Here is a 23763-nt window from a genome sequence, read left to right on the forward strand (position 1 = left end):
GGGGCGGGCTCGCCGGCGCACCCGGGGGGGGGGGGGCCGGTTCCGGCCGCGACCGTCTGCCGGGCTTCCTCGGGCGAGACGACCGCGCGGTAGCCGGCTGCCACCAGCAGCGCGGTGACGGCGGTGGTCGCGACGAGAAGTCTGATCTGGGAACGGGTCATGAGGGCGGCCTTGCATTCTGTGGCTCCGTGAACGGTAAGCGGAGCCGGTCGGAATGAAAAGCGCGGATCGCCAGGTGGTTGCGGAGGGATGGTCTGGATGGCGCCTGATGGCGTGCATCTTGCCTGTTCATCCCCCGGTTCGATATGTCTGGAATGGCCGCGTTTAATGTTGGCTGGGCATGAGGAGCCGGGGGGAGCCGGGTTTTTATTGAAAATCCGGAAATATCACCAGTTATAAGTCAGGTTTCCGTAAATTTTTCGCCCCTGGCCCAGATAGCAGGAATAGGTGCCGCCGCAGGACGTGATGTAATATTTGTTCGTGAGGTTCGATATTGCAACCTGGGCACGAAGACCTTTCAGCATGGGTATGCCCTGGCCGAAATCGTAATGGGCGCCGATATCAAACAGAACACGATCGGGTATCTTGAAGCTGTTTACGGCATCGGAATAGGTGGAGCCGACATATCTCAAACCGCCATTGATGCCGAAGCCTCTGAACACTTTGCCTGGTAGCGTGTAATCGGCGAAGGCTGAAACCATGTTTCTGGGCACGGATTCTATGTATTTTCCTTTCTGGGAGACCAGGGCGCCATTTGTGCCGTTGGCGAAATTCTGTTCGCTGGATTCGTTTGTGTCGAGATATGTGGCGTTGTCGTATGTATAGGACGCGACAAGCTTCAGGTCGTGGGTGACGTTGGCGTTGGCGGAGAGTTCGAATCCTTCCGATCGCACGCGGCCGGCATCGGCGGAGTAATTCGTGTGGACGGGGTCGGTGACCAGATAATGGTCCTCGTCGATGTGGAAGGCTGCGGCGGTGAGCATGACATTGTGGTCTGGTGTCTGGTATTTCAGCCCGGCTTCAAGCTGTTTGCCGGTCAGGGGATCGAACAGTTTTCCGTCCCATCCTCTGCCCGAACCACCGAGCGACTGGGGGACGAAGGATGTCGAATAGCTGAAATAGGGCGTCAGGCCGAAATCGAAGGTATAGGTCAGGCCCGCGCGCCATGTGAAGGCGTTCTGGGGGCGTGGGACGGCATTGCTTGAACTGGTGACGGTGCTTTGGTGGCTTGCGTTCTCGTTGTTCCAGTATTGTGTCGTGCCGTGATAATTGACCCAGTCCTGCCGGCCGCCCAGTGTGATGCTGAGGCGTTTGTATTTGATCTGGTCCTGGAAATAGACGCCTTCCTGAAAGAGGGTGGTGTTGCTGTGGTATCCGCCGTTGAGGCATTGCGGCGATCGTGGGTTCATGCAGGGGATATAATCGCTGACGGGGTTGTAGACATTGACGATGGTTTCTTCGTCGACGCCCGGATATCCATTGCTGCCAGGGGTATCATCCCAATGGTTCCCGCCGTTGCTTGTGTATTGCCGGAAGTCTGAGCCAACGATCCATGTGTTCTTTACGTTTATGATATCGAATTTTCCACCGATGCGGCTGTCCAGCCCGATCGTCGAATCGACAGATTGTGCGTTATAGGCGCCGCGTGACAGAAGTTCGGAATCGATCATTCCGCCGCCGCTCGACAGATATTTGTCGTTGGTTCGGGATTGTTCCCAACGCAGCGTCTGACTGAACTGGATGGAGCGGTTGAAATCATGCCGGAACTGGTATTCGAACATCGCGTCTTTCGCGCCTGATGTATTCCAGCCTGCATCGCCGAAAAAGCGACTGCGCGGAATGCGCCCGAGTCCCTGCGTGTTCAGCAGCACGGAAGGGGGGAGCTGTATGTTGTTTGTTCCTGTTCCGGGCGTATAGAGGTAGCTGCCGACAAGGGTGAGCGATGTCCTGGGGTCGATATCCCAGGCGATGGATGGCAGGACGCCCACGCGATGATAATCGATATGGTTTGTCTGCGTGCCCTGCGTGACGCCGATTGCGGCGATGCGATAGCGCACGTTGCCCGATCGGGTCACCTTGTCGCTGACATCGAGGGTTGCCTCGTATCGCCCCCAGTTGCCGAAGCCCACCGATACCTGACGCAGGGGGGTATCCGTGGGTTTTTTGAGACTCATGCCGATCATGCCGCCCGGTGTCGTCTGGCCGTACATGACGGATGCCGGGCCGTTGAACACTTCGACACGATCGAGAAAGGCGGTTTCGGCCGCGCTGTCGGAATATGAACGGATGCCGTCGACGAACTGGGATGTTGTGAAGCCGCGTTGGAGAATGCCGCCGTTATTATTGTCCGTTGCCGCGCCGTTGGTATAGCCGCCCAGAACTTCGGTCGAGATGCCCGGTGCGTAGCGCAGGGCTTCCATGACGTTCTGGGGTTGCTGGTCGATCATCTGCTGTTTGGTGATGACGTAGATGGAGTTGGGGATTTCGGTCAGAGGGGTGTCGGTTTTCGTTCCTGCCAGGGTGTTTTCGGCCACGTAGCCGATGCCAGGCCCGGTTGGGTTCTGATGGGTGGTGGCGCCGCCGACGCGGACGGGGCCGAGCGTGATGTTGGAGGACGAGGCGTTCTGGACGACGATCGTGTCGGTGCCTGCGTAGCGGAACGACAGACCTGACGACGAGAGAAGACGTTGCAGGGCGGCTTCGCGGCTCATGGTGCCGGAGAGCGCGGGGGCGGTTTTTCCCGCAATCAGCGCGGGTGCGTAGGTGACCTGGATGCCGGCCTGTCGGCCGAAGGCGGCGAGGGCCTGGCCGAGCGGCAGCGCCGGGATCGCGTAGGCGCGGCCGGTGGCCTTGGACGCAGTCTGGGAAGGGGATGTGCTGGCCGGGAGGGGGAGGCCGTCCGTACCGCGCGGGGTGGCCTGGGCGGTTGTGACGGCGAGGATCATGGCGGAAGAGGCGGCCAGCAAGGCGACGCGGTTTTGCCTCGGGGGCACGGGGTGAGTCGGCGAAGGAAGCGGGCGGACTGGCGGGTGGACTGGCGGGCGGTGGTCCATGGGGCGTCATGTCTCCAATATGCAAATGCATCGCATTTGAATGAAGGACGGGGACGCTGTTCGTTTTTTAAGGGCGACGGTGTGAAGATTTTTCCGGTTTGTGTTTCGGGGTTCTGTCTCCGGGCTTTGTTCCGGGTCCGGTCATCGGGGTTTTCGAGGTACGCGGGTTATCGGTCGGTGGGCGTGCGTGCCGTCGTGGCCAGGAGGATCCGGTGGCCGATTGCGCGCACATGGCCGCCTGCGGGGAGGATCGCGGCGCGGAGGGCGGCGGGGATATTGTGCAGGTCGTACACCCCGCCGACATGCCGGGAGCGGAGCGTGCCGCCCCATGTCACGATGAAGCCGGGGTAATAGCGCCGGAGCGTTTCGATGACGTTATCGGCCGTGTCGTCGGCCACGATCAGGGTGCCTGTGGTCCAGGAACCGATCGTGTCGGGGGCGACCTGGCCCTGCGTCAGAGTGCCGGTGGCGCGGTTCAGCCGGATTTCGTCCCCGCTGCCGAGGCGCGTTTCCGGGCTGTTCGGTGCGGTGGAGACGCCGACCGTGCCACCCTGGACGCCGACGCGGATTTCCGCGCGGTCCATGCGGATATCGAAGCGCGTACCGATGTCGCGCGCGCGCAGGGCGCCGGCATGGACCGTGAAGGGGCGGTGCGCGTCGTGCCGGACCTGGAAGAAAGCCTCGCCGGCCAGCAGGGTCACGTCCTGGCCCTGCGGGCGCTCATGCACCGCGATGGCCGATTTCGCGCCCAGCGTGATGAGGCTGCCGTCGGCGAGGGTGATGGTGCGGTCCTGCCCCGTGGGGGCGGTGTAATCGGCCCGCAGGGCGATTTGCATATCCGGGAGGACGAACAGGCCCGCGACACAGGCGGCCGCGGCCAGGGAAAGGGCTGCGCGACGGCGGCGCCGAATGGCGCGCGGGGATGGGTGCCGGCGCCTGCCGGGCGGCGTGACGGTGGGGGATCTGGTGGCCGGCGGCGCTTCGGCCACGGGAAGCGCGAGCAGGGCCGGGCTGAGGGCGCCGGTGAGTTGCCAGACGCGGAGCGCCCTGGCCCAGGCCTGGGCATGGGCGGGCGCATCGCCATGCCAAGCGGCGAATGCGCGGCGTGTGGCGGGGTCGTCCGGGTCTTCGGTCAGACGGATGACCCACATGTTGGCCTCCGTGGACGGCCCGTCGATCTGGTCGGAAGGGGTGTCTGTCATAGGGACCACGAGCGGTTCGCTATCCGATGGGTTTGCGGCGGGCGGGCTGCCGTCTTGTCAGGGAGACGGGGAGCGCGGGCGTTTTTCAAGGTGTGCGGTTCAGTTTTCGGCTGCGGTGTCATCGAGCGCCTGCTGGCATGCGGCCATCGCATCGTTGATCAACTGCGCGGCCCGGACGATCGAGATATCCAGGGTTTCGGCGATCTCGCGCAGTTTGCAGCCGCCGAGGCGCTTCATCTCGAAGGCCAGCCGGGTGCGGGCGGGAAGCGTGGCGAGGGCGCGCTCGACGATGGCCAGTGCCTCGCGGCTTTCGGCGTGGGATTCGGGGGAAAGGGGATCGGCGAGCAGGCCCTGGATGGCGCTGTTGCAGATATCCTCTTCGTTGCGGACGCGCCCGAAACGCAGGCGGTCGATGGCAAGGCGCCGGATGGCCTGCAACAGGTAGGGCAGGGGGTGCTGGATCGCGATGCCCTGCCTCTGCGCCGTGGTGACCTTGAGGAAGGCGTCCTGCACGATATCCTCGGCGCGGGCGCGGCAGCCGACGATGGCGGCGGCGACCTCGACGAACCGGGCGCGGTGGCTGAGATAGACATCCACGATCTGTTGTGACTCTTCCACCGCTCCATGCTTTCTGGCGTCTTGTGACCCGCTGGGGTTTCCCGATGATTCCGGGGGCCGGGGTGGATTTCGTGTATTGCGAGTTTTTCTTAACTGCAACTGCTATTCGGAGAGGGGTGGTCGGCGGGCCGCGATCGGGGGCCGATTCCGTTCGGGAGTGTGTCTGAACCAGGAAAATTCTTCGGGAGACCTTAAAAATAGGCGATGCTGGCCGTCTTGCATGGAATGGCCCTGTCGATTGGGAGACGGTCGGCGGGCCTGTTTTTTACCGTCCGGGATGATCATGGCGGATAGTGCCGTCATGGGTGTATCGGGACGGGTTTCCTGGTTGATAATTATTCTCATGATAGGGTAAGGGGGCTGAAACGCGCCGTAAGGGAAAACGCGGGCTGTGATGTCTTCCGATCCACTTCTGGAAACCTATCTGGCGAACCGGTCGCGTTTCGTCTCGTTGGCGACGGGCATGGTCGGGTGCCCGGCGCATGCGGAAGATATCGTTCAGGATGCCTTCGTCCATGTGGCGTCGGTGGCGAAACGCGGTGTCGTCGTGTTCAGCCCGATTGCGTATCTGACAACCATGGTGCGTCGGCTGGCGCTGGACCATCTGAAATCGTCGCGGCGGCAGGTTCCGATGGAGATCGACCATGCGCTGCTGGCGGAGGCCGGGGCGGCGTGTCCGACGCCCGATGTGCAGTTCCGGTTCAGCGAGGAACTGGGGGCTGTCGACCAGGCGCTGGCTGCCCTGCCGCCGCGCACCCGGCGCGCGTTCGAGATGTATCGGATCGGCGGTTATACGCTGCGCGAGATCGCGGCCGTGCTGGAGGTTTCGACCACGCGGGCACACAAGATGATCCAGATTGCGCTGGTTGCGTGTGCCACGGCGCTTGCTGACGCGGAATCGTGAAGAGTCCGCGCGTGGCGTTGAAAAAAGGCGGCCTGTTTCGTCCCTGTTTCAGGGTGGTCGTCCGGAACCTTGGTCGCGGGGCAGCGGGGAGCATGGTCATATGACGGCGACGCCGCTTCCGGGACGTGACGAGGCCATGCTGGAGGCTGCGTCATGGAAGATCCGGCTGAACGAGGCGCCGGATGACGAGGCCCTCGCCGCGGCGTGTGCGGCATGGCGCGCGCGCAGCGTTCTGCATGAGGCGGCGTGGCGGCGGGTGGAGAAGGCATGGGGGGTCGCCGGCGGGTTGGCCGGGGAGAGCATGCCGGCCGGGGAGGCTGTGTCTTCCGTGGGGCGGCATCGGCCGGGACGTGGTGGGCGGTGGTTGCGGCGCACCGCGCTGGGGGTGGCGGCCTCGGTGCTGGTGGGGGCTTTCGGGCTGCGGGCGCCTGACCTCGTGCTGCGTCTGCGCGCGGATTATGTGACCGGGGCGGGGGAGACGCGCACGCTCGCGCTGCCGGATGGATCGACGGTGATCCTGGGGCCGCGTTCGGCGATCGCGCTGCATTATGCCGGCCGGGAGCGGGCGGTTGCGCTGCTGGAAGGGGAAGCCTTCTTCACGGTGGTGCATGACGCGGCGCATGGATTTTCGGTGACGGCCGCGCGGGCGGTGGTTCGGGATATTGGCACCGCTTTTGACGTGCGGCTGGCGGGGGCCGGTGTGGCCGTGGCGGTGAAGGAGGGGATGGTCGGCATCTCGTGGCCGGGGCGGGGCGCTCTCGTGCGGCTGGCATCCGGGCAGCAATGGGCGGTCGATGGCGCGAGCGGGCGCGAACAGCGCGGGGAGGTCGATCCGGCAGGGGTCGGCGCGTGGACTTCGGGCCATCTGGTGCTGGATGGCATGACCCTGGCGGATGCCGTGCGGACGCTCGGCCGCTATTATGCGGGGACCGTGCTGACGCATGGGCTGGAGCGCGACAGGGTGCCGATGGGCGGGGTTTACGATCTTCATCGCCCGAAAGAGGCGCTGGAAGCGATCAGTGCGCTGCATGGGGGACGGGTGGTGTCTCTGCCCGCCGGGCTCCTGCTGGTGCTGCCGGGGCCGGGGGCCGGCTGACGGCGCCGTACCGGTTTTTTGGAAAAACTTTTCCGCGTCCCGTTGAAAACGGGCGTGCCCCGGCGGTCATGGGAATAAGCGAATGCATATCGTTCGCATCCATGATCCGTTCGACCGCCTGCGGGGCCAGTTGCCATGTCTGTTTGTTGTTCCTTTCGTCGTCACTCTGCTGCGTGCTTTCGGGGCGGGTTGCTTGCCGGTTCCTCGTTGCTGATGGTGGTTTTGGGTCTGCCCGGCGTGCCGCGTGCCCTGGCGGCCACCGCAACCGGAGCGGCGGCTTTCGCGGATGTGCGGCGGTTCGAGATTCCGCCCCAGCCGCTGACGCGTGCGCTGGCGGCCTATGGGGCGCAGACGGGCATCCAGATCGCGTTCGACAGCGCGACGGTCTCGGGGGCGAAATCGGGTGCCGTTTCCGGGCAGATGACGGACGAGCAGGCGCTTTCGCGGATATTGGCCGGTACGGGCGTGCGCTATCGGAAGACGGGAAGCCGTTCGGTCTCGCTCGTCAGGGGGGCGCCGACCAGTATCACGCTTGGTCCGGTCCGGGTTGGCGGTGTGGTGGCGCATCAGGACCCGACCGGGCCGGGTGTGGGGTATTTTGCGGGGAATACGATGGCGGGTACGAAGACCGACACCGCGCTGATCGATATTCCGAATTCGATTTACGTGGTCACGAAACAGCAGATGGTGGACCAGCAGGCGCAGAGTGTCGCGCAGGCGTTGCGGTATAGCGCGGGTGTCTATGCCGAACCGCAGGGGACGAACCTGACCGGCAGTGCCTATAGTGGGTTTGACGGCATCAAACAGCGTGGATTCGATTCCAGCCAGTATGTCGACGGGATTCTTTCCGACTCATTCGCTGCGGGAGAGACGGCGTTTCTGGACCGGATCGAGGTCGTCAACGGGCCGGCTTCCGTCATGTATGGGCAGACCACGCCTGGCGGCATGGTGGGCATGAGCCTGAAGAAGCCGACCGCGACGCCCCTGCATGAAGCCACGGTGGGGTTTGGCAACTGGGGGCGGTATGAGGCGACGTTCGATTACAGCGACAGGATCACCAGATCGGGAAACCTGCGCTATCGCGTGGCCGCGATCGGCGTTACGCAGGGCACTCAGATGGATTATGTGAATTATCAGCGGGTCGGCGTTCTGCCTTCCCTGACATGGGATATCGATTCGAAAACATCGCTTACCGTTCTGGGAAGTTATATGTACACGCCGCAGACCGGGGCGGCGGGGACGGCTTACCCCCTTGTGGGAACGTTGATTCCCGGTCCGGAAGGAAGGGTACCCCGATCGCGCTTTTTTGGCGATCCGGGTTGGAATACCAACTCTGCGCGGGACGCGATGTTCGAGTATCAGTTTCGTCATGTATTCAACAAATATGTTGAGTTCAGCCAGTCCTTTCGTTGGGAGAAATCGCGGAACAACCTGGAGTATCTTTATTTTAGCGGACGGGTGTCGCCTTCGGAGTTCCGGCGTACGGCATGGCATTCCCAGGGGAAGAACAGAACCGTCGGGTTGGATAGCAGGCTGACGGGCCATGTGGATACCGGTCCGCTGTCGCATACCTGGATCGTGGGGTCGGATTTCAGGCAGATCGGGACGGACACCGATATCATGTTCGGCGAGGGTGACGTGATCGACATCTATCGTCCGGCCTATGACCTGCATACCTGCCTGCGGACGCCGTGGAGTTGTGGAAAGGCCAGTTATCCCAGTTCGAATACATATTTTCAGGAAGGGGTTTATTTCCAGGACCAGATCAGATGGAAAAATCTGTCGGTTCTGCTGGGCGGCAGGCAGGATTGGGTGAGCCGGGAATATATCGGCGGTACAAGGAATTATTATGCCGATGGCAGTGCTGCGACGAAGAGAGGAAAGCCGTCCGATCAGAATCAGGCGGCCTTCACGTGGCGTGCCGGACTGGTTTACAAGTTCGATTTCGGTCTTGCACCGTATTTCAGCTACGCGACATCGTTCGTGCCCCAGACCAGCAGCGACTGGATGGGGCGGCCGTTTGCGCCGCTGGTCGGCAAGCAGCTTGAGGCGGGCCTGAAATACCAGATTCCGAAAACGGATGTTCTGCTGACGGCATCGGCATTTCATATCAATGAAAATCATTACCTGATCGGAGATCCCGACCATACGAATTACAATGCCGATGCCGGCATGGTCACGTCGAAAGGGGTGGAGCTTTCGGCGAGCGCGAATGTTACGAAGGACCTGCATGTGGTGGCATCATACACCTATACAGACATGCGTTATGCAAGGAGTAACCTGACGGCCACGGTGGTCGATGCGGCGACCGGTGACGAGGGCCGTACCGTGTCGGAGCAGGGGCGGTATGTTCAGGGCACGCCACGCAACATGATGTCGCTGTTCTTCGACTACACGCTTCCGTTCGAGAGGGTGAAAGGGTTCGGTTTCAACTGGGGTATCCGTTATGTCGGGTTCACTTATGCGGATGCTGCGAATTCTTTCAAGGTGCCCCCTTATGTATTGTTCGATATGGGCGCGCATTACGATTTCGGTTCGATGTTCAGGCGTCTGAAAGGATTGCGTGCGCAGGTTGCCGTTTCGAACCTTACCGACAGATATTATGTTACCTCGTGCGGTACGAACGACTGCTATATGGGACAGGGGCGCAGGGTGTACGGAAACCTCGCCTATAGCTGGTAGCTGGTGGAGAGAGATGGGCGTGACCGCTGGTTTGGGATAGGGTCGGGATTCCATTCGGCGAAGCGAGCGGTACGATGACAGCGCGGCAGGGTCCCCGGAACCGGGGTGAGGGTGCGAAGGCCGGGGCCGGGCCGCATGGTCATGACGACCCGGAAATGCCCAGCCCCGTCGTGGGGCCGAGCCGGCCGCGTCTGTTCCGGGTGCTGGGGCCGGGGCTGATTACCGGGGCGTCGGATGACGATCCGAGCGGGATCGCGACCTATTCCCAGGCGGGCGCGCAGTTTGCCTATGGGCTGTCATGGACGCTGCTGGTGACCTATCCGCTGATGGTGGCGGTGCAAATGATCAGTGCGCGGATCGGGCGGACGACCGGGCATGGACTGGCGGGGGTGATCCGCCTGCATTGTCCGTCCTGGCTGCTGAGCAGTGTCGTGTTGCTGCTGCTGGGCGCGAACATCATCAATCTGGGTGCCGATCTGGGGGCGATGGCCGATGCGCTGGGGCTGCTGCTGCCGGCGCCGCATGCGCTGTATGTGCTGCTGTTTTCGGCGATTTCGATCTCCATGCAGCTTTTTTTGCAATACACGCGCTATGTGGCGGCGCTGAAATGGCTGACGCTGGCGCTGTTTGCCTATTTCGCGGCGCTGGCCTGTGTGGATGTCGACTGGGGCGCGCTGGCGTTGCATCTGGTCTGGCCGCGTCCGGCGCTGACATCGGATTATCTGACCGCACTGGTGGCGATCCTGGGGACCACGATCAGCCCCTATCTGTTCTTCTGGCAGGCGTCGGAAGAGGCGGAGGATCTGCGGGTGTATCCCCGGCGCGTCGATCTGGTGGATGCGCCGTCGCAGGGGCGGCGGGCGTTGCGGCGTATCGAGATCGATACATTGGTGGGCATGGGATTTTCGAATCTGGTTGCGCTGGCCATTCTGGTGACCTCTGCGGCGACGCTGAATGTGCATGGTATGACGCATATCCAGACCTCGGCGCAGGCGGCCGAGGCGCTGCGGCCGATCGCGGGGGCGTTTGCGTCGCTGGTGTTTACGGTGGGCATCGTGGGCACGGGGTTGCTCGCGGTGCCGGTGCTGGCCGGCTCGGCCGCCTATGCGGTGGGGGAGGCGCGGCAGTGGCCGACCGGGCTGGAGCGCCGGCCCAAGGAGGCGCAGGCATTTTATGCGACGCTGGTGATCGCTACGCTGATCGGGATGATCATCAATTTCGCGCCGGTTGATCCGATCCGGGCCTTGTTCTGGAGTGCCGTGCTGAACGGGGTGGCGGCGGTGCCTGTGATGGTCGTGATGATGCGGGTGGCGGCGCGGCGCGACGTGATGGGGCAATTCGCCATTCGCGGGCCGCTGAAATGGCTGGGGTGGGTTGCGACCGTCCTGATGGGCGGTGTGGTGGTGGCGATGTTCGGTACCATGCTGTGAAGCCTTGTGGCGCAACGGCTGCCTGGGGGCAAAGGATGGAAACCGTGGGTTTCCGGTTTTGAGGGATGTGAGGGCGCGGGGTGGACCGTATGGTCCCGGATGTAATGTTTGCCCCGAGCACACGGCCCCGAGGCCGGGAAAGAGGTCAAGATGACGAATCTGCTGGTTCTCTATTATTCCACCTATGGGCATGTCGAGACGATGGCCCAGGCCGTTGCCGAGGGTGCCCGTGCGGCGGGGATCGAGGCCGATATCAAGCGCGTGCCGGAGACGGTGCCCGAGGAGATCGCGAAGGCGCATCACTTCAAGCTCGATCAGGCGGCGCCGGTGGCGACCCCGGACGATCTGGCGCATTATGACGCCATCATCATCGGTGCGCCGACCCGCTTCGGGCGGCTGCCGGCGCAGATGGCGGCGTTCTGGGACCAGACCGGCGGGTTGTGGCTGAAAGGGGCGCTGATCGGCAAGGTGGGCGCGGCCTTTACCTCGACCGCCAGCCAGCATGGCGGGCAGGAGACGACGCTGTATTCGCTGCTGTCGAACCTGATCCATCATGGCATGGTCATCAGCGGCCTGCCCTACAGCTTCCAGGGCCAGTTGACGCTGGATCAGGTTTCGGGCGGGGCACCGTATGGTGCGACCACGATCGCCGCCGGGGACGGGTCGCGCGCCGTCAGCGCCAACGAACTGGATGGCGCGCGCTTCCTCGGCCAGCATGTGGCCGGGCTGGCGAAGAAGCTCGCCTGATTGGGGGGGGGCGTCGCCCCCCCCGGTGATTGTGTGATTGTGTGATTGTTGCGGAGGCTGTTTGAACGATCGGCCTGCCGGGCGGGATCGCCGGCAGGGTGGTTTTGCGAACAGCCTCAGGCCATGGCGGGGTCGGTTTGTCCGGGGCGGCCGGTTTCGACGCGGCCGGCGAACTGGTAGGCCAGTTCGGGCTCGGCCGGGCTGGTGAGCGTAATGTCGTACCACATCGCGCTGCCTGACAGGTCGAACGGCGCCTCGGCGGCGTGGCCGGGGGCGATGCGCAGGGTGCGCTTCACGTTCCGGTCGGCCAGGGTGCAGGCGACCGTGACCGTCCGCGGGCCGTTATTGGTCACGCGCAGGGTGAGGTCCTTGCCCCGGCCGTGGAGATAGCCGCACTCCACCTGCAAACGCAGGCCGGCCTGCCGGCCCCGGAAATGGCGATAGAAGCCGTTGGGGGCGTGGACCGCGACATCGTAGAGACTGTCGGCGAAGTCTGTCATGTCGAAGGCCGCGTCCAGCGTGTCGCCGGCCGCGACGGCGTAGGTGCCGGCCTGCATCGTGTTCCTGGCACCGGTCTTGCCCGGTGCCAGGCCGTGGCAATAGACGTTGAAGGGCAGGCCCGCCGCGTGTGCGCCGTGCAGTTTCTGCCCGGCGTGCAGGCGCAGGGCGATCTGTTCGCCGTCCGGCGTCAGGCCGCCGTCGCAATGGGCTTCGTAGGGCAGGGCGCAGGAGGGGCGGGTGCCGGGCTCCTGCCGCACCAGGCTGCGCAGGCTCGCCGGTTCGGCGCGCAGGGTGGCGAGGTCGGCCGCGCTCAGGGCGCGGAAGCCGCCGGGCAGGGGGCGGTCCTTCGCGTCCTCGATGGTCTGGAGAAAGGCGTCGCGGTTGAGGAACGGCAGGGTGGGGACCGTGCCGTCATAGGGGCGGAAGCAGGAGGTCAGGTCGCCGCTGATCGCGCGGCGCCAGGGCGAGATGTTGGTTTCGGTGACCGTCTTGCCGAATTTCGTCTGGATGAAGGTCTCCAGGAACCGCAGGGTGGAGGTGTGCTCGAAAAGCTGGGAATTGACCCAGCCGCCGCGGCTCCACGGTGAGGCGACGATCATGGGCACGCGGAAGCCCAGCCCGATCGGGCCGGTGCGGGCCAGGTGGGGCGGGACGCCGCGCTCCACCTCGTCGCGCGCCGTGGTGTGTTCCAGCCCGTCGGGGCCGATCGTGGCCGAGGAGCGGCCGGTTTCCGGGCGGTAGGGGTCGGGCGCCGCGTAGGAACAGCCATGGTCGAAATAGCCGTCATTTTCATCGTACGTGATGATGAAGATGGTCTTTTTCCACACCTCCGGGTTTTCGGTCAGGATGTCCATGATTTCCGACACGTACCAGGCGCCGTACCACGGGGAGGTCGGGTGGTCGGAGAAATGTTCCGGCGCGGCCAGCCACGAAACGGTGGGCAGGGTGCCCGCGCGTACGTCCTGGCGGAACTGGTAGAGGATGTCGCCCTTGGGGGCGTCCATGTGCCGCGTCCTGTCGCCGTCGGAGAAGGACAGGGTTTCCAGCGTGCGGTATTGCGGGTCGCCGCTGTTGATGACGAACGCTCTCTCGAACAGGGCGCGTTCGGCGGGCGTGAGCGTCTGCATCGTGTGGCTGGCCGACGGGCGGCGGCGGGTCAGCACGTCGAGCAAGGCCCGGGCTTCGGCCAGTTGGTCCTCGTGCGTTTCGGAGACGAGCATTTCCTGCTTCGTCAGCCGTTCGATATGGTCCGTGCAGTCGTCGATGCGGGCTTCGAGCCAGTCGCTGAAGCCGGGATTGGCCGAGACGCAATACTGGTCGAAACATTCCAGGATGTTGCAGCCGAAATTGGAGAGCCATGCACGCTCCCGCGCGCTCATGCCGCCGGTCTGGGAGAGTTCGTTCTGGTAGAATTTCCACGAGATGCCGGCGCTCTGGAGCCGTTCGGGGAAGGTGGTCCAGGTCATGCCGCCTTCGAGGATCTCGCCATTGCGCATGTAGACCCTGGAATCGGTCGTCTGCGCGTCGCGGACCGTACCGGTCCAGAACAGCAGGCGGTTGGGCGTGGTGCTGGTCATGGCGCCGCAGTAATGCTGGTCGCAGACCGTGAAGGCATCGGCCAGCGCGTAATAGAATGGCAGGTCCTCGCGCGTGTAGTGGCCCATCGTCAGCGGGTAGCGGTCATAGCCCTTGTGGTGGGATTTCTTGGCGTCGATCCAGCGGTCGTGGCCGCCGTCGTTCCACGCATCGACCTGGCTGTCGCGGGAATGGGGGATCGAGCCCATCCAGGTGACGCGCGTGTCGCGGATGTTCAGGCGCCACGGCGCGTAGGTCTGGCCGTCCGCGCCCGTCTGGGCGAAGACCGGGTTGCCGTTTGCCTGGCGCATCGCCCTGGGATCGTTGAAGCCGCGTACGCCTTGCAGCGTGCCGAACACATGGTCGAACGACCGGTTCTCCTGCATCAGGATCACGACCTGCTCGGCATCCTGCCACGTCGTGCCGGGGTTGGGGGCGATGGCGAAGGCGCGCTGGATGGCGGCGGGAAGCGTGGTGGTGGCGCCCGCCGCGCCGGACAGGAGGGCGTATTTGAGGAAGTCCCGGCGTGTCGTCATGAGTCTGTTCGGCCTGTGTGTTCTTCCGCGGCGGACGGAAATCGTGTGGATGTGGCGTGACATACGGCATGGTTGCCGGTTTTCATTGTGACAATTTGATGAAGCGGAAAGGGGGAAATCGGCGCGCGCCGCCGGCCGTGACCGGACATTGCCAACTTGTCAGGAAAAATGGGCTGGACACGCGTTGGAAATCCGGGACCGGTGATCTAGAGCCTCTTATTGCCTTTCGGGCGCCATGAACGACATCTGGGGACCATGAACAGGACCATTTGCTTTCTTCTTCTGCTGCCGGGCCTGTCTGTTCTGCAAGGGTGCTACGAGATCGGGCCGACGCGGCTGGACCGGGACCAGAGTGACTATTCGCGCGCGCTGACCAGTTCGGCCAAGCAGCAGACGCTGCTGAACGTGGTGCGCCTGCGCTACGCCGACACGCCGGGCTTCCTGGACACGACGCAACTGATTTCGGGGTATCAGCTTCAGCGCAATATCTCCGTGGGGATCGGCAACTATTCGGCGACCCGGCCCTATGGCGGGGCGGGGATGCAGGTGCAGGAAAGCCCGACCTTCACCTTCCAGCCCGTGACGGGGGATGCCTATGCGCAGAGCTTCCTGCGGCCGCTGCCGCCGGGGAACCTGCTGCCGCTGGCCATGGGCGGGCTGCCGATCGACGTGCTGTTCCGTCTGGCCGTGCAGTCGATCAACCTGATCAACAATACCGGGTCGCTGGGCGGGGATGTGGGGCGGGCCTCGCCGGCCTTCTTCGACCTGATCTACGACCTGCGGTTGCTTCAGCTTGCGGGGTTGCTGGGTATCCAGCTCGAACGCAATCCGGCGGCCACGGACAAGGATGTGCTGGCCGACCGGGTCTTCCTGTCCATCGCCTCGACCGACAATCCGGACCTGACGAAGGTGGTGCACGATACGCGCCGCCTGCTGGGCATGGCGCAGGACGACGAGCGGGTAGAGGTCGTCTATGGCGGCGGGCGGCCGCGCCGGGGGCAGATCCAGTTGCTCACGCGCACCGTGCTGGGGGTGCTGGGGCAGATCGCCTACCAGATCGACGTGCCGGAGGAAGACATTACCTCGGGGCGGGCCCCCCCCCCCCCCCCCAAAAGGGGGGGGGGGGGGGGGGCGCCGGGGGGGGGGTGGGGGGGGGCAGCGGCCGGGCGGGGGGGGGGGGGGCCCCCACCCCCCCCCCCCCCCCGGGGGCCCCCCCCCCCCCCCCCCGACCCCCCCCCCCCCCCCCCGCGGGGGGGGGGGGGGGGGGGCGGCGGCCGATCGTGGTGGTGCATGTGACGAAGGAGCGGCCGGAGGCGGTGTTTTCCTGGACCAGCTACAATCACAAATTCTACTGGATCGCCGACGACGATTTCGACAGCAAGCTGGCTTTTACGATGTTGCAGATTCTGCTTGAGCTTTCCAAGACCAGCAAGGGGCCGAATACCATCGTCACCATTCCCGCCAACGGCTAGGGCGGGTCCTGTTTGAATGCGTGCATTCGAACGCGCATTCAAACAGGTGAAGAGGCCCTAGGGGTCGGAGGGGGGGCGTTGCCCGACGCGGCGGGCGATGGCGACCGCCCCCAGGTAGAGGACCAGATAGAGCGCGGGAATGAAGAAGATGATGCGTTCCAGATCGCCCATCATGGTCAGATTTCCTTTTCCGAAGTCTGTTCGTCCTGCGCATCAAGCAGGATGGCGCCGGCGCCGGCGATGAGGATGATCATCACCGTGCCCACGACCCACGCGAAATACCACGGCCCCTGATCGCCGACGAAGACGGCGAACAGAAGCGAGACGACCAGGGCGACGGCCAGCCCGGCCAGGCGCATGATGTTCATGACAGGGTCCTCAGTAGCTGTGGGTATCGTGGATGACGTCGGCTGTGCGGACCTTGCCGCGCATGACGTAGTAGCACCACGACGTGTAGGACAGGATGATCGGCACGAAGATCGCGGCCACCACCAGCATGCAGGCCAGGCCGTAGGCGCTGGCGGTGCTGTTCCAGATCGTCAGGCTCTGGTCCGGCATCGTGGCGGAGGGCATGAGGAAGGGAAACATCGCGGTGCCGACGGTGCCGATCGTGCAGGCCCATGAGCCCGCGCCGACCCACCAGGCGAGAACCGGACGGTCGGCGCGTACCATCAGGGTGCCGAGCAGCATGCAGGCGATGCCGAGCAGCGGAATCAGCCACAGGGCCGGATAGGCATGGAAGTTTTCCAGCCATCCGCCGACGCTGACGGTGACGTGCTGCCCCTGGATCGGGTTGGCGGGCATGCCGGGGTTGGGGTCGGTCAGGCGGAAGCCGTTCAGGCGGCTGATCCACACGCCGCCGATCGCGAACAGGGCTGCCGCGGCGACGCCGCCGCGCATCGCATAGCGCCGCGCGCGGCCGTGGATCGGCTCCTCCGAGCGCAGCATCAGCATGACGCCGCCCTGGTAGACGCTGAGGGCGACCGACATCAGGCCGCACAGGATCGCGAACGGATTGACCAGGTAGGACAGGAAGGATTCGTCCTGGTAATACTGGCCGGTCCAGCCGAAATGATAGCCCACGCCCTCCAGCACGTTGCCGAAGGCGGCGCCGTAGATGAACATCGGCAGCGTGCCCGAGACCAGGAACGCAACGTCCCAACTGGCGCGCCAGTGCCGGCTGTCGGCCTTGGAGCGGTATTCGAACGCCACCGGCCGCAGGATCATGCTGAACAGCAGCAGGATCATGACGACGTAGAAGACCGAGAACGAGGTGGCATAGAGCGTGGGGAAGGCGGCGAAGATCGCGCCGCCGCCCAGGATGAACCACACCTGGTTGCCGTCCCAGTGCGGGCCGACGATGTTCAGCGCCGTGCGGCGTTCGCCGTCGTTGCGGCCGACGAAGCGCAGCAGCGTGCCCACGCCCATGTCCATGCCGACCATCGTGCCCAGCCCGATGAACAGGATGCCGAGGATGGCGGCCCAGACCAGTTTCAGAATTGCGTACGAGTCCATTTTACGAAATCCCCTTACGAAGACAGGGAGGAGGCGATGGAAAACGCGTCCTTCCGATCGTGCGCGACCGTCAGGTGCGGCCCTTGCGCGCCATGCGCGCCGTGATCGGGGCCGAGGCGGGCATATTTGAACATCAGGAACAGTTCGGCGGCGATGAAGGTGGAGTAGAGCAGCGCGAAGCCGGCCAGCGAGAAGATCATGTAGCCGACGCCGTGGCTGGAGGCGGACAGGAAGGTGGGCAGGCGGTTGAACACCGTCCAGGGCTGGCGGCCGGCTTCGGCGGTGATCCAGCCGAACTCGGTGGCCAGGATGGGCAGCGGGATGGACCACATGCACAGCTTCAGCAGCAGGCGGTTGCGTTCCAGCCGGTTCGTGAGGCTGACATAGGCGGAAAGGGCGAAGACGGCGAAGAACCACAGCGACAGGAACACCATGATCCGGAACGACCAGAAGGTGACGAACACGTTCGGCAGGATGTCAGGCTCGGTCTGCCGCACCACCTCGTCCATCTGCGCGGCGGAAAGGGCGCTGACATCCTGTCCGGGGGCGTGGCGCATGGCCAGGAAGCCGAAGCCCATGTCGGCCTCATGCGCCCTGAACTGCGCCAGGTCCGCCGGGTCGTGCGCCTGGCCGTAGCGGCGCAGCGCCGCCAGGGCCTGGATGCCCGATGCGATGCGGGGGCCGGCCTGTTCCTCCAGTTCGGTCATGCCGGTGATCGGCGTGTCGAAACTGTGGGCGACCAGCGGCGTCAGCACGAAGGGGACGCCGATTTCCAGATGGTTTTCCTGTTTGGCGTCATCGGGCAGGGCGAAGGCCAGCCACGGTTCGTACGGCGGCTTGCTGGTGTGCCACAGCCCCTCGATCGCGGCGATCTTGGTGGGCTGGTGCTCGTAGTCCAGCCGGCCCAGCACGTCGCCCAGCGTGATGACGGCGACGGTGGAGATGATGCCGAACAGGGCCGCCATGCGGAACGAGCGCGCCGCGAACGCCTTGTGCTGGCCGCGCAGGATGTAGAACGCGCTGATGCCCATGACGAACATCGCCGCCGAGACGTAGCCCGCGACCGACGTATGGACGAACTTGGCCTGCGCGTCGGGGTTGAAGATCACCTTCACCACGCTGTCGAACTGCATCCGCATGGTGTCCGGGTCGAAATGCGCGCCGTCGGGCATGTTCATGCTGGCGTTGGCCACCAGAATCCACAGTGCCGACAGGTTGGAGCCCAGCGCGACCAGATAGGTGATGGCCAGGTGCGCCGGGCGGCTGAGGCGGTCCCAGCCGAAGAACATCAGCCCGACGAAGGTGGATTCCATGAAGAACGCCATCAGGCCCTCGATGGCCAGCGGCGTGCCGAACATGTCGCCGAAAAAGCGGGAATACATCGACCAGTTGGTGCCGAATTCGAATTCCATCGTGATGCCGGTCGCGACGCCGATGGCGAAATTGATGCCGAACAGCTTGCCCCAGAACTGGGCCATGTCCTTGTAGATCTGCCGGCCGGTGACGACGTACACCGTCTCCATCGCCGCCAGCATGAAGGTCAGCCCCAATGTGAGCGGCACGAACATGAAATGGTAAAGTGCCGTCAGCGCGAACTGGAATCGCGACAGGTCGACGACATCCGGATTGATAAGTTCCACGCTCGATTCTCCTGATTCTTGCAGTCTGGCCCGCGTGGCGTGGGCGCGGGCTTTGTCGTGTCAAGTGACACGCGGTCTTTCATCGTGTCGTGCGACACGCAGCCATCGTCATGTCATCGCGGCCTCCCGCGCGGTATCGCGACATCGTGAAAGCGGTGATCGGCGATCTCTACCGCTCGCTCCAGAAAGGGCAGGATGGCCGTGCGATGCGTGATGCACAGGAGCGTCGCATCATGCGGCAGGGAGGCCATGAGGGCGGTCATCACCGCTCGCTCGGTCGCCGCGTCCAGCCCTTCGGTCGGCTCGTCGAGGATCAGCCAGCGGGGACGGCGCAGCAGGACGCAGGCCAGCGCCAGCCGACGGCCCTGGCCGCCGGACAGGCGCAGCCCGGCCTCGCCGATCAGCGTATCCAGGCCGGCCGGCGCCTGGCGTACGAAGGCGGCCAGTTGGGCGGTTTCGAGCGCCGACCACATCGCGGCTTCATCCGCCGTGGGGCAGGCCATGGCCAGGTTGCGGCGGATGCTGCCCTGGAACAGGTGGGCGTCCTGCGCCATGACGCCCACCAGGCCGGACAGCGCGTCCGGGTCCAGCGCGCGCGCGTCCGTGCCGCCGAACCGGATCGTGCCTTCCTGATAATCGTGGAAGCCGAACAGCAGGCCGGCGACCGTGCTCTTGCCCGCGCCGGACGGCCCGACCAGGGCCACGCGCTCGCCCTGGCGGATGGTGAGGTCGGCGTGGCGCAGCACCCACGCCTCGTCCGGGGCGTAGCGCATGCCGACCGCGCGCATGTCGAGGTCCAGCGGCGCGGTCGGGGACAGCGACCCGCCGGTCGCCTGGGGCGGCAGGGCGCAGGCCGCGCGCATGCGCCGGGCGGCCAGCCGGGCATGGCGGGCCATCTGCCGCGCCGCCGGCAGCGGGGCCACGCTTTCGAATGCCGCCAATGCCCCCAGGCCGAGCATCGGCAGGCAGGCGGCGGACAGGAGGCCGGCATGCAGGGCCGTGGACGCGCAGGCCAGCACGCCCAGCGCGGTCAGCATGGCCATTGCGCCGGTCAGGGCCCGCGCGCCGCCCTCGATCGCCGCCAGATGCAGGCGGGCGTGGCGGATCGCCGCCTGCCGGGTGTCGAGGCGGTGGCGCATCGTGGCCTCCGCGCCCAGGAAGGCGATCTCGTCCGCGCCTTGCAGGATGTCCACCAGGTCGCCGTGCATCGCGTCCTGCTGGGTGGCGATGCGGGCGGTCGCGCGATCCGACAGCCATCCGGCCGCCAGCGGCAGGAGCACGCCGCAGGTCAGCAGGCCGGTTGCCAGCACGAGGCCGGCCGAGGGGACGAAGGCGCCGACGAGACCGACCGAGGCCAGCCCGCAGACCGCCGCCGTGACGAAGGGGACGCCGGCATCCAGATAGGCATGGCCGGCGCGTTCGGTGTCCGAGACGAAGCGGAAAAGCTGTTCGCCGCTGCGCTGGCGCGACAGGTGCGCGGGCGGTTGCCGGACCAGCCGGTCGAAGCTCCGGGCGCGGATCTGGCCGACCAGGCCCAGCGTTGCGTCATGGGTCACGACCCGTTCGCCGTAACGGGCCAGGATACGCAGCGTGGCCAGGAACCGGACGCCCGCCGCCGGCAGGGCCATGTTGAAGGCGTGGGCCGCCACCAGCCCCGCCAGCCCGGCGGTGGCCGCCGCCGCCAGCAGCCAGCCGGACAGGGCCAGCAGGCCGAAATTCGCCAGGGCCGCCAGGCAGGCCAGGACCAGCCCGGCCGCCATCCGCCGGCCGATCGGCCGTGTCGGCGCGAACAGGGGGGAGAGGTGACTCATGCCGCCGCCCTTTCGCTGGCGGACAGGGGACGGATCGTGCCGTCCGCGACCGCGAGCAGGTGATCGGCCTGTCCGATCATCGTCCGCTGGTGCGTCGTGACGATGACGATCCGCCCCGGTACGGCGCGCCGGATGGCGTCCGCGACCCGTCTTTCGCTGTCCGGGTCCAGGTCGGAGGTCGGTTCGTCCAGGATCAGGATGGCCGGATCGCGGATCAGGGCCCGTGTCAGGGCCAGGCGGCGCGCCTGCCCGCCCGACAGGCGGGCGCCGCGTTCGCCGATGGGCGTATCGAACCCCTGGGGCAGCGCCTCGATGAAGGCCAGTGCGTCGGCCTGTGTCGCCGCCGCGCGCAGTTGGGCCAGGTCGGCGTCCGGAGCGCCCAGGCGCAGGATGTCGGCAATGGTGCCGGATGGCAGGCAGGGGCGCTGCGGCACCCAGCCGATCCGGTCGCGCCAGGGGCCGGCGAGCGGCTGCCCCGCTTCATCCAGCGCGACGATGGTGCCCGCCGACGGGGCCAGAAGGCCCAGCAGGAGGCGCAGCAGGGTCGTCTTGCCGGCGCCGCTTTCGCCGACCACCACCGTCAGCGCGTCGCGGGGGAACTGGCAGGACGCATGTGCCAGAACCGGCGCGGAGTCGGTGCCGTAGGCGGCCGAGAGATTGGTGCAGGCGATGCCTGCGAGCGGCCCGGATGGCGGAGCGGGTGCGATCGTGGCCGCCATCGGTGCCTGGGGCAGGGCCAGCAGGGCGGCGATGCGCCGCATCGCCACGGTCGCGTTCTGCCGCGCGTGATAGCTGGCGGAAAAGGCGCGGAGCGGCATGAAATATTCGGGGGCCAGCAGCAGGACCAGAAAGGCGGTGCGGAAATCGGCATGGCCGGACAGCAGGCGCGCGCCGAACACTACCGCGACCAGGGCGATCGACAGGCTGGCGAAGAATTCCAGCGCCGCCGAGGTCAGGAACGCCACCCGCATGACCGACAGGGTGGTGCGGCGGTAATCGTCGGCCATGCGCCCGACGGTGCTTGCGGCGTGGTGCGCGTGGCCGAACAGCCGCAGGGTGGTCATGCCCTGAAGGAAATCGAGAAAACCGTTCCCCAGCAGCAGGAGCTGGGTCCATTGCCGGTCCATGATCGCCTGCGCGCGATAGCCGACCAGCGCCATGAACAGCGGGATCAGCGGCCCGGTGCAGGCCAGGATCGCGAAGCTCCAGCCGTCCAGGCCGGCCACGCAGCCCAGGATCATCAACGGCATGACGACCATCATCGCGGCGCGCGGCAGGTAGTGGGCGACATAGGGTTCGAGGGCGTCGATGCCTTCGGTCAGGGTGGTGACGGTCTCGCCGGTGCCCGCGCCGGCCATGCCCACGGAGCCGACCCGCAGCAGGTGGGCCAGCACGTCGGCGCGCAGGGCGGTCGTGACCTTCATGCCCGCCGTGGCGGCGGCCATGTCCGCCAGCCAGCCCAGGATCGCGCGGCCGGCCAGCAGGGCCGCCAGCCAGCCCGCGCGGCCGGTTTCCTGACCGAACGTGTGGGCGTGGAAGGCCAGATTGTCGACGATGCGGGCCAGGACGACCAGTTGCAGCACCAGCATGGCCGCCGCCGCGCCATTCAGGACCACCGCCACGCCCAGCCAAAGGCCGGCGCGCGATGCCAGGCCGGTCAGGCCCCTGTCCGCCGTCCGCATGGGTTGCGCACTTTCACCTGCCGAACGGCAGGATTGACTATACTTTCATGTATTATGAAAGTGTCATTTAATGTAACTATGAAATTATATGTGGTCAAGGGACCGTGATCGCGCGCCGTGCGGGTGCGCGACCTGTGTGTCGGGTGGGATCGGGTGGTGTGAGGGGTGTTGTGGACGGGGTGGCGTGCGCGCCTTACCCGTTGGGATGCCTGGGTTATTCCTGGCTGGTGGCCGCGCCGACGCGGGCGAAGACGGCCCCGGCTTCCTTGCGCGCGATGCGGGGGGTGTGGGCGATGTCGGGGTGGGCGTGGGTGTCCGTGCTGGATTGCGTTGGCCGCATGCCCAGCAGGAGGCGCATCCATTTCTCTTCTTCGGTGTCGGCGAAGCTGTAAAATATGGCGCGGGATTCGCGTTCGGTGCGCAGGATGCCGGCGCGGCGCAGGATGCCGAGCTGCTGGCTGAGGACTGGCTGGCCGATCCCCGTGCCGCTTTCCAGCGCGCTGACGGCGCGGGGGCCGTCGAGCAGTTGAGCCAGGATCAGCAGCCGTTGCGGCTGGGCGAACAGCTTGAGCCGTTCGGCCAGTTCACGGGCGTCGTCCGCTGCCAGGGGGGTCATGCGCGCGGGTCCGGCCGGGTGCGCATGAACCATGCCGGCCCTGCTTCCGCCGCGTCCTGCTGGGTCTGGACGGCCGGGAGGACCGTATCGTGGCCCGGTTGCCAGCCTTCGGGCGTCAGCACGTCTTCCGTCGAGACTTTCTGCAATGCGGCGACCAGACGCAGCATTTCCGCCACCGAGCGGCCGACCGACATCGGATACCATGTGATGGCGCGAATGGTGCCGTCGGGGTCGATGACGTGCACGGTCCGGACCGTGGCGCTGCTGTCCGCCGTCAGGTCGAGCATGCCGTAGGCGCGCGCGATCGCCATCGACGGGTCTTCGATGATCGGGAAGGGGATCGTGACCCCGAACTGGGCGCGGATGGCCTCGATCCACGCCAGGTGGGCGGGCAGGCTGTCCACCGACAGGCCGACCAGGGCGCAGTCGAGGGCCTGGAACTGGTCGAAGGCCGTCGCGAAGGCCAGAAATTCGCTGGTGCAGACCGGTGTGAAATCCGCCGGGTGGGAAAACAGCAGCACCCAGTGCCCCCGCAGGTCGCTCAGGCGCAGGCGTCCGTGCGTGGTCCGCGCGATGAAATCCGGGGCCTCGTCGCCGATTTTCGGCGGGGATGCGGGCGCGGCGGCGCAAATCGTCGAATCGGAGTCGGTCATGCTTCCTTTCATAAATCGACCGCCAGCCTT

General features: G+C 65.6%; 18 protein-coding genes. 7 read left to right on the top strand and 11 right to left on the bottom strand.

Features of this window, described 5'->3' with window-relative positions; genetic code table 11:
* Positions 1 to 386: 386 nt before the first annotated feature.
* The 3 genes from ABF821_RS03695 to ABF821_RS03705 all read right to left on the bottom strand — a co-directional run bounded on the left by ABF821_RS03695 (position 387) and on the right by ABF821_RS03705 (position 4873).
* Positions 387 to 2993 (bottom strand): TonB-dependent siderophore receptor, encoded by a 2607-nt coding sequence (locus ABF821_RS03695; protein ID WP_415529066.1) that lies wholly within the window; start codon positions 2991 to 2993, stop codon positions 387 to 389.
* A gap of 227 nt (positions 2994 to 3220) precedes the next feature.
* Complete coding sequence (locus tag ABF821_RS03700; protein WP_415529067.1) at positions 3221 to 4255, bottom strand: FecR family protein; 1035 nt, start codon at positions 4253 to 4255, stop codon at positions 3221 to 3223.
* A 99-nt stretch (positions 4256 to 4354) separates the two neighbouring features.
* On the bottom strand, positions 4355 to 4873 hold the full coding sequence (locus ABF821_RS03705; protein ID WP_182974182.1) for a sigma-70 family RNA polymerase sigma factor: 519 nt from the start codon (positions 4871 to 4873) through the stop codon (positions 4355 to 4357).
* A 394-nt stretch (positions 4874 to 5267) separates the two neighbouring features.
* Between ABF821_RS03705 and ABF821_RS03710 the strand changes: the two genes are divergently transcribed.
* The 5 genes from ABF821_RS03710 (at position 5268) to wrbA (ending at position 11732) form a co-directional block, all read left to right on the top strand.
* Complete coding sequence (locus ABF821_RS03710) at positions 5268 to 5777, top strand: sigma-70 family RNA polymerase sigma factor (RefSeq protein WP_415529096.1); 510 nt, start codon at positions 5268 to 5270, stop codon at positions 5775 to 5777.
* 100 nt (positions 5778 to 5877) lie between these two features.
* A complete protein-coding gene (locus ABF821_RS03715) occupies positions 5878 to 6873 on the top strand; it encodes a FecR family protein (RefSeq protein ID WP_415529068.1) in 996 nt (331 codons plus the stop codon).
* Positions 6874 to 7086: 213 nt separating this feature from the next.
* Positions 7087 to 9555 (top strand): TonB-dependent siderophore receptor, encoded by a 2469-nt coding sequence (locus tag ABF821_RS03720; protein ID WP_415529069.1) that lies wholly within the window; start codon positions 7087 to 7089, stop codon positions 9553 to 9555.
* 74 nt (positions 9556 to 9629) lie between these two features.
* Positions 9630 to 10985 carry an NRAMP family divalent metal transporter gene (locus ABF821_RS03725; protein WP_415529070.1) on the top strand — a complete coding sequence of 452 codons (1356 nt, stop codon included), beginning with the start codon at positions 9630 to 9632 and terminating at the stop codon, positions 10983 to 10985.
* Between the two features lie 150 nt (positions 10986 to 11135).
* On the top strand, positions 11136 to 11732 hold the full coding sequence (wrbA, locus tag ABF821_RS03730; protein WP_415529071.1) for an NAD(P)H:quinone oxidoreductase: 597 nt from the start codon (positions 11136 to 11138) through the stop codon (positions 11730 to 11732).
* 116 nt (positions 11733 to 11848) lie between these two features.
* On the opposite strand, the gene ABF821_RS03735 is transcribed toward wrbA, so the two are convergent.
* Positions 11849 to 14344 carry a phosphocholine-specific phospholipase C gene (locus tag ABF821_RS03735; RefSeq protein ID WP_415529072.1) on the bottom strand — a complete coding sequence of 832 codons (2496 nt, stop codon included), beginning with the start codon at positions 14342 to 14344 and terminating at the stop codon, positions 11849 to 11851.
* A 255-nt stretch (positions 14345 to 14599) separates the two neighbouring features.
* On the opposite strand from ABF821_RS03735, the gene ABF821_RS03740 reads away from it, so the two are divergent.
* Both ABF821_RS03740 and ABF821_RS03745 read left to right on the top strand, forming a co-directional pair.
* Positions 14600 to 15640: a hypothetical protein gene (locus tag ABF821_RS03740; protein WP_415529073.1), complete on the top strand. Its 1041-nt coding sequence runs from the start codon at positions 14600 to 14602 to the stop codon at positions 15638 to 15640.
* On the top strand, positions 15625 to 15816 hold the full coding sequence (locus tag ABF821_RS03745; protein WP_415529074.1) for a hypothetical protein: 192 nt from the start codon (positions 15625 to 15627) through the stop codon (positions 15814 to 15816). The genes ABF821_RS03740 and ABF821_RS03745 overlap by 16 nt, the downstream gene beginning before the upstream one ends.
* Before the next feature lie 176 nt (positions 15817 to 15992).
* Here the strand turns inward: ABF821_RS03745 and ABF821_RS03750 are convergent, their stop codons facing one another.
* The 7 genes from ABF821_RS03750 to ABF821_RS03780 all read right to left on the bottom strand — a co-directional run bounded on the left by ABF821_RS03750 (position 15993) and on the right by ABF821_RS03780 (position 23733).
* Complete coding sequence (locus ABF821_RS03750) at positions 15993 to 16184, bottom strand: hypothetical protein (RefSeq protein WP_182974189.1); 192 nt, start codon at positions 16182 to 16184, stop codon at positions 15993 to 15995.
* Between the two features lie 10 nt (positions 16185 to 16194).
* Positions 16195 to 17331: a cytochrome d ubiquinol oxidase subunit II gene (gene cydB / locus ABF821_RS03755; RefSeq protein ID WP_415529075.1), complete on the bottom strand. Its 1137-nt coding sequence runs from the start codon at positions 17329 to 17331 to the stop codon at positions 16195 to 16197.
* A gap of 14 nt (positions 17332 to 17345) precedes the next feature.
* The gene (locus ABF821_RS03760; protein WP_415529076.1) at positions 17346 to 18971 is read right to left on the bottom strand and encodes a cytochrome ubiquinol oxidase subunit I; all 1626 of its coding nucleotides are present in this window, start codon (positions 18969 to 18971) and stop codon (positions 17346 to 17348) included.
* 113 nt (positions 18972 to 19084) lie between these two features.
* Positions 19085 to 20782 (bottom strand): thiol reductant ABC exporter subunit CydC, encoded by a 1698-nt coding sequence (gene cydC, locus ABF821_RS03765; RefSeq protein WP_415529077.1) that lies wholly within the window; start codon positions 20780 to 20782, stop codon positions 19085 to 19087.
* On the bottom strand, positions 20779 to 22464 hold the full coding sequence (cydD, locus tag ABF821_RS03770; RefSeq protein ID WP_415529078.1) for a thiol reductant ABC exporter subunit CydD: 1686 nt from the start codon (positions 22462 to 22464) through the stop codon (positions 20779 to 20781). Before cydD ends, cydC begins: the two co-directional genes overlap by 4 nt.
* Positions 22465 to 22678: 214 nt before the next feature.
* The gene (locus tag ABF821_RS03775; protein WP_415529079.1) at positions 22679 to 23080 is read right to left on the bottom strand and encodes an ArsR/SmtB family transcription factor; all 402 of its coding nucleotides are present in this window, start codon (positions 23078 to 23080) and stop codon (positions 22679 to 22681) included.
* A complete protein-coding gene (locus ABF821_RS03780; RefSeq protein WP_415529080.1) occupies positions 23077 to 23733 on the bottom strand; it encodes a peroxiredoxin in 657 nt (218 codons plus the stop codon). Before ABF821_RS03780 ends, ABF821_RS03775 begins: the two co-directional genes overlap by 4 nt.
* Positions 23734 to 23763: the final 30 nt, after the last annotated feature.

Origin of the sequence: Gluconacetobacter sp. (assembly GCF_047721585.1) — a bacterium.
Classification (GTDB): Bacteria; Pseudomonadota; Alphaproteobacteria; order Acetobacterales; family Acetobacteraceae; genus Gluconacetobacter; species Gluconacetobacter dulcium.